At 72.3% G+C, this 10,815-nt stretch carries 14 protein-coding genes; 11 read left to right on the top strand and 3 right to left on the bottom strand.

The window, feature by feature from the left end:
- Positions 1 to 102 precede the first annotated feature (102 nt).
- Positions 103 to 636: a TolB family protein gene (locus QSK17_RS12895; protein ID WP_285704904.1), complete on the top strand. Its 534-nt coding sequence runs from the start codon at positions 103 to 105 to the stop codon at positions 634 to 636.
- On the opposite strand, the gene QSK17_RS12890 is transcribed toward QSK17_RS12895, so the two are convergent.
- Positions 612 to 1,763 carry an RNA-guided endonuclease InsQ/TnpB family protein gene (locus QSK17_RS12890; protein WP_285704903.1) on the bottom strand — a complete coding sequence of 384 codons (1,152 nt, stop codon included), beginning with the start codon at positions 1,761 to 1,763 and terminating at the stop codon, positions 612 to 614. The two genes, QSK17_RS12895 and QSK17_RS12890, sit on opposite strands and share 25 nt — an antisense overlap.
- On the opposite strand from QSK17_RS12890, the gene QSK17_RS36140 reads away from it, so the two are divergent.
- Together QSK17_RS36140 and QSK17_RS12885 are read left to right on the top strand one after the other, a co-directional pair.
- A complete protein-coding gene (locus QSK17_RS36140; protein ID WP_352231795.1) occupies positions 1,648 to 1,995 on the top strand; it encodes a transposase in 348 nt (115 codons plus the stop codon). The two genes, QSK17_RS12890 and QSK17_RS36140, sit on opposite strands and share 116 nt — an antisense overlap.
- Before the next feature lie 173 nt (positions 1,996 to 2,168).
- Positions 2,169 to 2,921 carry a hypothetical protein gene (locus QSK17_RS12885; RefSeq protein ID WP_285704902.1) on the top strand — a complete coding sequence of 251 codons (753 nt, stop codon included), beginning with the start codon at positions 2,169 to 2,171 and terminating at the stop codon, positions 2,919 to 2,921.
- A gap of 286 nt (positions 2,922 to 3,207) precedes the next feature.
- Here QSK17_RS12885 and QSK17_RS12880 read toward each other — a convergent pair whose 3' ends face one another.
- Positions 3,208 to 3,621 carry a YchJ family protein gene (locus QSK17_RS12880; protein WP_285704901.1) on the bottom strand — a complete coding sequence of 138 codons (414 nt, stop codon included), beginning with the start codon at positions 3,619 to 3,621 and terminating at the stop codon, positions 3,208 to 3,210.
- Positions 3,622 to 3,771: 150 nt separating this feature from the next.
- Between QSK17_RS12880 and QSK17_RS12875 the strand changes: the two genes are divergently transcribed.
- Positions 3,772 to 3,963, top strand: coding sequence for a hypothetical protein (locus QSK17_RS12875; RefSeq protein ID WP_285704900.1), 192 nt, complete (start codon positions 3,772 to 3,774; stop codon positions 3,961 to 3,963).
- 107 nt (positions 3,964 to 4,070) lie between these two features.
- Positions 4,071 to 4,364 carry a tail fiber domain-containing protein gene (locus tag QSK17_RS12870; RefSeq protein WP_285704899.1) on the top strand — a complete coding sequence of 98 codons (294 nt, stop codon included), beginning with the start codon at positions 4,071 to 4,073 and terminating at the stop codon, positions 4,362 to 4,364.
- Positions 4,365 to 4,375: 11 nt separating this feature from the next.
- Here QSK17_RS12870 and QSK17_RS12865 read toward each other — a convergent pair whose 3' ends face one another.
- Positions 4,376 to 5,143, bottom strand: a complete 768-nt coding sequence (locus QSK17_RS12865; protein ID WP_285704898.1) for a helix-turn-helix domain-containing protein — start codon at positions 5,141 to 5,143, stop codon at positions 4,376 to 4,378.
- A gap of 58 nt (positions 5,144 to 5,201) precedes the next feature.
- Here QSK17_RS12865 and QSK17_RS12860 point away from each other — a divergent pair, with 58 nt between their 5' ends.
- The 6 genes from QSK17_RS12860 (at position 5,202) to QSK17_RS12835 (ending at position 10,807) form a co-directional block, all read left to right on the top strand.
- Positions 5,202 to 6,515 (top strand): MFS transporter, encoded by a 1,314-nt coding sequence (locus tag QSK17_RS12860; RefSeq protein WP_285704897.1) that lies wholly within the window; start codon positions 5,202 to 5,204, stop codon positions 6,513 to 6,515.
- Between the two features lie 186 nt (positions 6,516 to 6,701).
- A complete protein-coding gene (locus QSK17_RS12855; protein ID WP_285704896.1) occupies positions 6,702 to 7,331 on the top strand; it encodes a biotin transporter BioY in 630 nt (209 codons plus the stop codon).
- Positions 7,328 to 8,383, top strand: a complete 1,056-nt coding sequence (locus tag QSK17_RS12850; protein ID WP_285704895.1) for an ANL family adenylate-forming protein — start codon at positions 7,328 to 7,330, stop codon at positions 8,381 to 8,383. The genes QSK17_RS12855 and QSK17_RS12850 overlap by 4 nt, the downstream gene beginning before the upstream one ends.
- A gap of 8 nt (positions 8,384 to 8,391) precedes the next feature.
- Complete coding sequence (locus QSK17_RS12845) at positions 8,392 to 9,537, top strand: thiolase family protein (protein WP_285704894.1); 1,146 nt, start codon at positions 8,392 to 8,394, stop codon at positions 9,535 to 9,537.
- The gene (locus tag QSK17_RS12840; protein ID WP_285704893.1) at positions 9,534 to 10,208 is read left to right on the top strand and encodes an energy-coupling factor ABC transporter ATP-binding protein; all 675 of its coding nucleotides are present in this window, start codon (positions 9,534 to 9,536) and stop codon (positions 10,206 to 10,208) included. Before QSK17_RS12845 ends, QSK17_RS12840 begins: the two co-directional genes overlap by 4 nt.
- Entirely contained in the window at positions 10,205 to 10,807 is a 603-nt protein-coding gene (locus QSK17_RS12835) for an energy-coupling factor transporter transmembrane component T family protein (RefSeq protein ID WP_285704892.1), read from the top strand. The genes QSK17_RS12840 and QSK17_RS12835 overlap by 4 nt, the downstream gene beginning before the upstream one ends.
- Positions 10,808 to 10,815 lie beyond the last annotated feature (8 nt).

Below are 10,815 nucleotides of genomic sequence, written 5' to 3'. Positions count from 1 at the left end.
CTCCGTCGGCACGGTGAGCCGGTCCCACGATGGCCTGCCGCCCATCGCACCGGCGAGGAGGTCTTTCCGTTCCGGGCACGGTTCACCCCGGACGGGAAGGAGATGGCCTACCTGGATCAGGACGGCGCGCTGTGGGTCCTCAACGTCACCACCGGCGACATCCAGAAGATCTTCGACGCGACCTTCGAACCAGGGCGGCCGACCTGGTCGCCGGATGGGAAGACGATCGCCTTGGCCGCGGTCGTCCCGTACTCGCGACGCTACCGCGAGGGCCTGTCCAAGATCCTTCTCGTTGACCGGGCAACAGGTGCCGGTACGTACGTCGACCCGACCCCGCACTGGTCTCTGCAGACCCGTGGCGACGACGGCCCCGTCTGGTCACCAGACGGCACCATGCTCGCCTTCGCCATGGAGTCGCTCCTGTGGGTCCTGCCGGTCGACAAGACCGGACGGCCCACCGGCCCGGCCCGTCAGGTCACCCGAGAGCTGTCCGACGCCCCGACCTGGGCCGGCGACTCCGCCACCCTGCTCTACTTGAACGGCGGGAGGGTCAGCTTCTCGGCCCTGAAGGACCGAGCTTGCAGCTCCTCGCCGTACCTGGCAGGTACAGGTCAGGCCGCGTCGTCGGCAGCGTGACTCACTGCCCAACCCGCGACACCGCGCGAGGCGATGTTGCGGGCCGCGTTGACGTCGGCGTGCTCAGCGAAGCCGCACGACGTACAGGAGAAGGTTGCCTGGCCCGGCCGGTTGGCCTTGTCCACATGCCCGCAGGCCGAGCAGGTTTGGGAGGTGTAGGCCGGATCCACATGGATCACGGCGACCCCGTGCCGGGCCGCCTTGTAGACGATGAAGCTCCCCAACTGGTGGAAACTCCACGAGTGCAGCGTGACCCGCTGGGGCTTGCGGAGCCGTACCCGGTCACGGATGCCGCCCAGGTCTTCCAGGGCGATGCCGCGTCCGGTGCGTTCTGCCTCGGTCACGATGCGTTTGGCGATGCGATGATTAGTGTCGGCGGCGAACCGCGCCTCCTTGCGGCGGCGCTTCTTCAGCAGCCGTTTGGCGGACCTGGTGGCCTTGGCCTGCAACCGGCGGCGTAGCTCCCGGTTGCGGTGGCGGACCGCGTTCAGGCCCTTACCGCAGTGGCGGGCGCCGTCGCTGGTGGTGGCGATGTTGGCGATGCCCAGATCCACCCCTATGAACCCGTCGGGTTCGGTGACCGGAACATCAGGGATCTCGCAGGTCGCGTACAGGAACCACATGCCGTCCCGGCAGACCAGGTCGGATTCGCCCTTCCGGTGGAAGGCGAGCGTCTTGAGCTGGTCGGCCGACCCCGTGAACGCGACATTGCGCACCCGGCCGGCCGTGGTCCAGATCGACACCGTGTGGGCGGTGTGGTCCCAGGACAGGCACCGGTCATCGAACGGCTGCGCGGCATCGGCGCGGAAGGCGATCGGTTTACTCTCGGCCCGCGTACGGCGCCGGGAGCCTCCCGGTCCCAGGTTCCCGGCCCGGATGTTGGCTTTCAGTGTGGTGTAGGCGTCGGCGACCTTCTTGATCACATGCTGGGCGGCCTGCGCCCCCAACCCGCGCGCTTTCACCTCGCGATAGGTGTGCTTGCGCAGCGCGTACTCGCGCCGGTCGCCGGTTGTGAACGCGGTCATCGAGGCGAAGTTGGCGGCGTCGTTGCAGGCGCGCAGCGTCGCCTCCAGCGCCGCCGCCTGCTCGGGCGTCGGCCGGAGCCTCACCTGCACCACCAGCTTCACATCGAACACATTATCGGTTGGTTCATGTCGCCGTGATGGAAACCGAAAACCGGATATCCGCCAAGGTCGCGGTGTGGTCTATAGGTCTACAGCCTCCACGCGCATTCGGTCTTCCCTACCAAGTAGCGGAGGCGGCCGTTTCTGGTCACCGTCGCCCTTCGCGGCGTCCTGCGGCGATGGCCCACTGTCGATCATCAAGGAGTACATCGAGAACCAGAAACGCCCGGACTAGCGTCCTGGTGGGGAGAGGGAAGCGATTCCTCCCGGGCGTGAACGCCCGGGGTTCCTCGCTATACACCGCTGAAGACCGTCCGCGTCGACGGCAAGTCCGGCCGGTCCATCCCCGTCCAGCTGTCCTGGCGGAACGACCCCGGCCCCGACCAGATCGTCGTCCACGCCGGCCGTATGTGGGACGGCGTCTCCGCGACCGTCGCCCGCGACGTCGACATCGTCGTGCGTGGCCAGCGCATCGCCGCGGTCGAGCCGCACAGGGAGGGACGGCCCGGCACCCTGATCGACGCCAGCGACAAGTTCGTCATGCCCAGCATGATCGACATCCACCACCACCGCGAAATGCAGGGCTACGCCTACGGGTCCCGGCAGGGGCCGCTGTGGCTCGCCCTCGGCATCACAACGACCCGTTCACCCGGCTCGCCCGCCTACCACATGGTCGAAGAGCGGGAGTCGGTCCAGTCTGGCGCCCGGCTCGCGCCCCGCTACCTGGGCACCGGCCAGGCCGTCGACGGGCCGCGCATCTACTACAACTTTATGCGCCCGACGTTCTCCCACGACCAGCTGCGACTCGAACTCGAACGGGCCGCCAACCTCGCGACGTCTCCAGCACCCTCTACAAGGAGGACACCTCGCTCGTCACCGACGAATGGGTCCGTCGGCTCTACCCGAACCGGCGGATGGCGAAGCTACAGGAGTCGGTCACCTCCGCGCAGACCACCGACCAGACGGCGCCACCACACGGTCGAGCAGCTGCTCGCGCCGTACCCGTCCTCCACGACCACCGACCAGGCCGCTCCCGGTGCCCCGGCACCTCGCGGCAAGGTCAAGGCCCGCGTCCCGGCCCACCCGAGCACCGCGGGCTTCTGGTGGAACAATCCTGCCGAGTTGGAGAGAGCCCGCGTCTCCTGCGACCACGACCACTGACATCCCCGGTCATCCCTAATGCCGTGACCGGCAAGGTTTGCCCGGATTGACGGGAGGGGCACCAGCACACGAGGGGCGGCTTCCCAGTATCGCGATGCGTGAGGAAGCCGCCCACATCTCAGATACCCCAACTGACGCAATTCATCCCAGATGACACGTTCTATTCCATTAAGTGCAGCGTTGCGCACGCGCCGCCACGGCGACCGAGGCGGACCACGTCCTTGCCGTCGAGCGGACCGATACGTGAACACGTCCGCGTGGCCGGGGCCACGTAGGCGGAAGGCGGTCAGATCGTTCCGGTGTACGTCCAGGCTCCGGCGTGCCGGACGAAATGGCTGTGCTCCTCCATCTCCCCCGGGGTCCCGTGGTCCCGGTAGTGAGCACGGAACCGCACGGTGCCCTCGGCGTGGAAGGCGCTGCCGCCGGTCGTCTCCAGGATCTCCAGGCGGACCCATCGCGGCCCGCCGTCGAGGTCGACCCGTTCCGGGCGGGTCGAGGGATGCCAGGTGCGCAGGAGATAGTCGGCGTCCCCGACGCTGAAGGCGCTGAACCGCGACCGCATCAGCGCCTCCGCGGTGGTCGCGGCGGCCTCTCCCCGGTGCAGCCGCCCGCAGCAGTCGCGGTACGGCGCGGCCGTCCCGCAGGGGCATGCGGAAGCGGCGGCGGGACGGAGCTGGGAGCGTGCGCGGCTTCGGGACATCTCCTCATTCTGCCCGGTGCCCACGTGGCGGGCACACGCCCGCACCCACAACCAATTACGTTCAGTAGCCAATTGGTTACGGTAGGTTTTTGGCGGGCTTCCTGCTGTAGCGCCCAAGCCCGGCGCAGATCGACAAGGACCAGTGATCTCATGTCCAAGCGAACCCGGATCATCACCCTGCTGTCCGGCGTCCTGACCGCCACCGGGACGGCAGCCCTGACCGCCGCCCCCGCTCACGCTGACACGGTTGGCAACCTGCTCGGTGGCCTGCCGCTGGTCGGTGGACTGCTGAGCGACCGCAACATCAAGACCGCTGTCACCCCCATCCGCTGGGACCGGTGAGAGCGCCCCGCGCCTGGCGGAGTCGCCGGTGGGGCCGGACGGCCCCACCGGCGACTCCGGCTTACGCACCGCCCCCGCCCCCCATCGGCCCGGCTCCGGAACAGACGGTGCCCGCCGATCCGGTCAACGGATACGACATCCTGGACAAGGTCGCCGGCCTGCCCATCAGCACCTGGCGGTACGAGTGGGAGCCCGGCCACGTCCGGCACCTCGGGCCCATGGCCCAAGACTGGTCTGCCACCTTCGGCCTGGGCGACACCGACACCCTGATCTACGGCGTCGACGCCAGCGGCGTCGCCCTGGTGTCCATCCAGGCCCTGCACCGCCGCATCGCCGACCTCGAACGGAGACTCGACGCGCTGACCGGCACGCCACCAGCCGGGTCCCCCTCATCGGTATAGCGGGCCAGGGGTCAGAAGCCGAACGGCACGCTCGCTCTCGCGGCGCCTCCCATGCCGGCGGCTGCGAACAGGGCCCGTACGCGGCCCGGCGGGCAGCCCGTCTCCCGGCGCACCGTCCTGGCCATGTGAGCCTGGTCGGCGAAACCGAGTTCGGCCGCCAGCCGGGCCAGGTCGGTCTCGCCCTCCTCTATCCCGGCCAGCGCCCTGCTCACCCGCACCCGGTTGCGGTAGCGGCTGAACGTCATGCCGCAGTGGAAGCGGAAGGTGCGGCTGAGGTGGCCGGGAGAGACGCCGAGCGCACGCGCCAGCCGTACCTGGTCGGCGGCCTCGGGGTCGCCGGACAGCACCGCCTCGCGTGCCAGCGCGGCCAGCTCCGGCCGCCCCTGGACGGCGGGCACGGCGGCGACGATCTCAAGCGCGCGCAGCACCAGCGGCTCGGGGTCGGCGCCGCATAACAGCAGCCGGTGGGCCAGTTCCAGGCGGCCGTCCACGGGGACGCCCGCGCGCACCGGCCGGCCGCCAGTGACCTCGTGCCACAGCCGCTCGCCGACGGCGATCGTGGTGCAGACGTCTCCCCCCATCGGGTGGGAGACGCGGTGGTCGCGGCCGGGGATCAGCAGGTAGCCCAGGCTGGGGTCGGCGGTCAGCCGCTCGCCGTCGCTGTGCACGCGGAAGCCGCCGCTCCTGACGAAGACGATCTGGTGGACGTCGATCGGCCGGGGCGGCGACCACCCGGGGCCCGTGTCGGCGCAGGTGACCACGCGTACGGCGAACTCCACGGCCGGGGATCATATTCGTTCAAGACGGCCCGGATCCCGGCGGGGGATGGTGGCCGCCATGAGAACCGCCCAACGGACCGTTCTGCCGATCCTCCTCGCCGGGCAGGCCATGGCGTCCCTGGACGCCAACGTCGTCACGGTCGTGCTCCCCTCCATCCAGCGCGCCTACGGCGCCGACGGCGCGACCGTGCAGCTGATCGCCACCGGATACGGGCTGACGCTGGGCGTCCTGATCGTCACCGGCGCCCGGCTCGGCGACATGATTGGCCATCGCAGGGCCTTCCTCTCCGGCGTCGCCCTCTTCACCGCGGCCTCCGCGCTGTGCGGGCTCGCGCCGTCGGTCGCCGTCCTGGTCGCGGCGCGGGTCGCGCAGGCGGTCGCGGGCGCGCTGCTCATCCCGCAGGTGTTCTCGCTGATCCAGCTGCGGTTCGCCGGGCGGGCGCGCGAACGGGCCGTCGGGCTGTACTCGATGGTGCTCGGCCTGTGCGTCGCGGTCGGCCAGCTCTTCGGAGGCCTGCTGGCGGGCGCCGATCTGCCCGGCCTGGGGTGGCGAGCCGTGTTCCTGATCAACCTGCCCATCGGCCTGTTCGTGTTCGCCTCCGGCCGGCGGACGTTGCCCGCCGACGAGGGCGACCGGTCGGTGCGGCTGGACCCCGCGGGTGTCGCGCTGCTCACCGCGGCCATGCTCGCCCTCACCGTCCCGCTGATGCTCGGCAGGCAGTACGGCTGGCCGGCCTGGACGTGGCCGGCCCTCCTGACCGGGGCCGGGCTGCTGGTCGCCTTCGCCCGCCACGAGAGCGGGGCCGCCGCTCCCCTGCTCGACCTGCGCCTCGTCCTGCGCGCGGGGATCGTGCCGGGGCTGGTGAACTGCTGCCTGGTGGCGGCCGCGTACGCGGGCCTGATCTTCTCGCTCACCCTCCACCTGCAGGGAGAGCTGGGGGTGGGACCGCTCGGGGCGGGGCTGGCCTTCCTGCCGTACGCCGTCGGGTTCGGCGGCACCAGCCTGCTCGCCCACCGGTTGCCGGGACGCCACCTGCCCGCCGTCGGCACCGCCGTCTTCGCCGCGGCCGTCGCGCTGCTGGCGGCGGGAGGCGGCTGGCTGGGCGCGTGGTCGGCGCCGGTGTTGCTGGTCGCCTCGGCGGGGCACGCGGCGGGCTACACCCCGCTGATCGCGAGGCTGACCCGCCGTGTCGGTCCCGAGGGCGCCTCGGCGCTGACCGCGCTCAACTCGACCGGGCCGATGCTCGCCCAGGTCACCGCGGTCGCCGTCTTCGGCGGCCTGTACCTGAGCGGCGGGCTGGTCTGGGCCGAGATCGCGATCGTGGCGACGCTCGCCGTCGGAGTCCGCTGCTGCCTGCCTTACCCGGACTAGAGACGCTCTCCCACAGCACCCGCACTCGCCTGAGCCGCTCTGACGGAAGCGGTCCTGCTGGGAGAAAAGGCACCCCAGCGCGGGGCGCCGTTTCGTCGTGGCCCATAATCTTGCCCCCAGGGCCGCACGCCGGGACCCGGAGGCCGGGCCCACGTCGCTCCGCGCCGAACCGGGAAAGGATCTCCCTTGCGACCTGACCAGTCCGACAACCACGCCGACTCCCCACAGACCCCGTCCGGCCGTCGCCTGCCCGCCCGGGACCTGGCGCTGATCGCCGTATTCGCCGGCCTCATCGCCGCTCTGGGCCTCGCCCCGCCGGTCTACCTCTTCGGCGGCAGCGTGCCCATCACCCTGCAGACGCTCGGCGTCATGCTCGCCGGGTCCGTCCTCGGCGCCCGCCGCGGCTTCCTCGCCTGCCTGGTGTTCCTCGCCCTGGTGGCCATCGGCCTCCCGTTGCTGTCCGGCGGCCGCGGCGGCCTCGGGGTGTTCGCGGGACCGAGCGCCGGCTACCTCGTCGGCTGGCCGCTCGGCGCCTTCGTCACCGGCTGGATCGTCGAGCGGTCGCGGCGCTACTCGATACCCGTGGGGTTGCTGGCCAACGTCGTCGGCGGCGTTCTCGTGGTCTACGCCCTCGGCATCCCGGTCCAGTCGTGGCGGATCTCCACCTCGACGTTCGTCGGCACCCTCATCGCCGCCGCGGTCTATCTGCCGGGCGACCTGACCAAGGCCGTCGTCTCCACCCTGGTGACCCGCGGCGTGCGGCGCGCCCTTCCCACGCCGGCCGGGCCGGGCCGTACCGGATCGGATCGGACATGACCCCGCGCGACCGCGCGCTGGCGGTTCTCGCCGAGGCGGGCCTGCTGCGGGTCCGCGACGGGCGCGAGTGCCTGGTCCTGCGCACATCGGGGAGCACCGACGTTCCGCGCGCCGTGGTACGCACCGTCGACTCGTGGGTGGACAGCTTCGACTCCTTCTCGGAGATCATCGGGATCCGGCCCCAGGACCGCGTGCTGATCCCGGCGCCGCTGTCCTCCTCGCTGTTCGCGTTCGGGGCCGCGCACACGGCGGCGGCCGGAGCCGCCGTCCTGGCCCTGCCCCGCTGGCACCCCCGGGAGGCGGCCGCCGCGGCCGAGGAGTGCACAATTGCCCACGTGACTCCCCCGATGCTCACCGCGCTGCTGGACCGCCTCCCACCCGGCGTACCCCTGCGCACAGTGGTCTGCGGCGGGGCGGACCTCCCGCGGGCCACGCGCGAGCGCGCGGCGGCGGCGGGCATACGGGTGGTGGACTACTACGGCGCGGCGGAGTTGTCGTTCGTCGCGATCCGCCACCCGGACGCGGCGATGCGCGCGTATCCCGGCGCCGAGATCGCGCTGAGGGACGAGGTCATCTGGGTGCGGAGCCCGTTCCTGTCCGACGGTTACGACGGGCCGACGGCCGGCCCGCTGCTGCGGGACAAGGAGGGCTGGGCCAGCGTCGGCGACCGCGGCGTCTGGAGCGACGCCGAGGGCCTGACCGTGCTCGGCCGCGGCGACGACCTGGTGCTGACCGGCGGCGCGTCCGTCCTGCCCGGCGACGTCGAGCGGGTGATCGGCGACGCGCCCGGGGTGGCGGGCGTCGTGGTGGTCGGCATGCCGCACCATTCGCTCGGCCAGGTCGTCACCGCCGTCATCGTCCCGGACGCGGAGCTCCCCCCGACCGGATCGATCCTGCGTCAGCACGCCGCCGCCCGGCTCGCGCCGGCGCACCGCCCCCGCCGCTGGTACAGCGTGAACCAGATGCCCCTCACCCCGGCCGGCAAGCCCGCCCGCGGGCGGGTACGGCAGGGCCTGGCCGACGGCACCCTCGGCGCGCGGACGCTCTCCTGAAGACCATCATGGATCCCCTGACACCCGTCATCGTCGCGGCCCGGCGCACCCCGATCGGCAGCGCCGGGCACGCCCTGCGCGAGGTGACCGTCGAGCGGTTGGCCGCGCCGGTGCTGCGGTCGGTCCTCGGCGACCTCGACCTCGATCCCGGCCAGGTGGCCGACGTCGTGCTCGGTAACTGCATGGGCCCCGGAGGCAACGTCGCCCGGGTGTCCGCCCTGGCCGCCGGACTCCCCGACACGGTGGCGGGACTCACCGTGGACCGGCAGTGCGGAAGCGGCCTGACCGCCATCACGGTCGCCGCGTCCTTCGTCCGCGCCGGACAGGGAGACGTCTACATCGCCGGTGGCGTCGAGAGCGCGAGCACCGCGCCGTGGCGGCACTGGCCCCCTTCGGCGGACGGCGAGGCGCCGCGGCGTTACTCGCGGGCGCCGTTCGCGCCGCCCGAGGTCGGCGACCCCGAGATGGGGCTGGCCGCCGAGGAGGTCGCCCGCCGGGCCGGCATCGGCCGGGCGCGCCAGGACGCCTACGCCGCCCGCAGTCACGCCCGCGCGGCGGCGGCGCAGGACGCCGGCCGCTTCGCCGCGGAGCTCGTGCCCGTGGCGGGTCTCGAACGGGACGAGCGGGTACGCCGCGGGATCACCGTGGAGCGCCTGGCCCGGCTGCGTCCGGCGTTCGCGGCGGACGGCACTGTCACCGCGGGAAACTCCAGCGGCGTGAACGACGGAGCGGCCGCCGTCGTGATCGTGCCGGAACGGGTTCGTGCCAGGTTCGGCTGGCCGGGACTCGCCATCCTGGGCTGGGAGACGGCGGGGGTGAGTCCCCTCCTCCCCGGGCTCGGGCCGGTCCCGGCGGTGCGCCGGCTGCTCGGCCGGAGCGGGCTGAGCGTGGACGATCTCGGGGTCATCGAGGTCAACGAGGCCTTCGCCGGTCAGGTGCTGGCCTGCTACGACGCGCTCGGCCTCGACCCCGACCGGGTGTGCCGCGACGGCGGGGCGCTGGCGCTGGGGCACCCCTGGGGCGCGTCGGGTGCCGTGCTCGCGGTCCGCCTGTTCAGCCAGATGGTCGTCCACGGCGAGGCCGGCCCCGGGCTGGCCGCCATCGCCGTCGGCGGCGGCATGGGCGTGGCCCTCCTGGTGGAGCGGGTCGCATGATCAGACTCGACGACGTCGGTCACGCGTACGGCGATCGGACGGTGCTCCGCGACGTCTCGCTGCGGCTGACCGAGGCGAGGGTCGGCGTGATCGGAGCCAACGGCTCGGGCAAGTCGACGTTCGCGCGCCTGCTCAACGGGCTCGTGGTGCCCACCACCGGCAGGGTCACCGTCGACGGGCTCGACACCCGGACCAAGGGCCGCGAGATCCGGCGCCGGGTCGGCTTCTGCTTCACCAACCCGGACGCCCAGATCGTCCTGCCCACGGTGGCCGAGGACGTGGCCTTCTCCCTGCGCCGGTCGGGGCTGTCGCGCGCGGAGATCGCCGCCAAGGTGACGGACACGCTGCGGCGGTTCGACCTGAGCGACTTCGCGGACGCTTCGGCGCACCTGCTGTCCGGCGGGCAGAAGCAACTGCTCGCCCTGGCGGCCATCCTCATCATGGAGCCGTCGATCCTCGTCTGCGACGAGCCGACGACGCTGCTGGATCTGCGGAACGCGTCAATGGTCAGCGAGCTGCTGGCCTCCCTGCCGCAGCGCGTCGTGCTCGTCACCCACCACCTCCACCTGCTGGACGGCTTCGACCGGGTGCTCGTCTTCGACCAGGGGCGGGTGGTCTGCGACGCCGCGCCGTCCACGGCGATCGACCACTACCGGCGGCTCATGCGATGAGCGCCCTCGGCGTCTACCTTCCGGGTGACTCCCCACTGCACCGGGCCCCCGCCGGAGCCAAGCTCCTCGGCCTGACGCTGGCCGAGGCGGGCGCGGTGCTGCTGCCCGGACCGTGGAGTGTCGGAGCCGCCCTCGCCGTGGTCGCCGGTCTGTACGCGTTCGCACGGGTCCCGTTCCGGGTCGCCTGGGCGCAGACACGGCCCATCCTGCTGATCGCCCTGCTCGTGGGCGGGTTCCAGATGTTCGGCGCGGGAGTCGACCGCGCTCTCGTCGTCGCCGGGCAGCTCGTCCTCTCCGTTTCCCTCGCCGGTCTGGTCACCCTCACCACGCGCAGCGCCGACCTGCTGGACGTGATCGAGCGAGGGTGCCGGCCGCTGCGCTTCGTGGGCGTGGACGGGGCACGGGTCGCGCTCGTCCTCGCCCTCGCGATCCGGGCCGTCCCCGTCGTGGCGGCGCTGACGCAAGAGGTCCGGGAGGCCCAGCGCGCCCGCGGGGTCACGGGTGGTCTCACCGCGTTCGCCGTCCCCCTCCTGGTGCGCACCCTGCGGTACGCGGACAACCTCGGCGAGGCGCTCGCCGCCCGCGGCGTCGACGACTGACGGCGAGT

Source organism: Microtetraspora sp. NBRC 16547, assembly GCF_030268965.1.
Classification (GTDB): Bacteria; Actinomycetota; Actinomycetes; order Streptosporangiales; family Streptosporangiaceae; genus Microtetraspora.
This window is presented reverse-complemented; position numbering and strand designations above follow the sequence as displayed.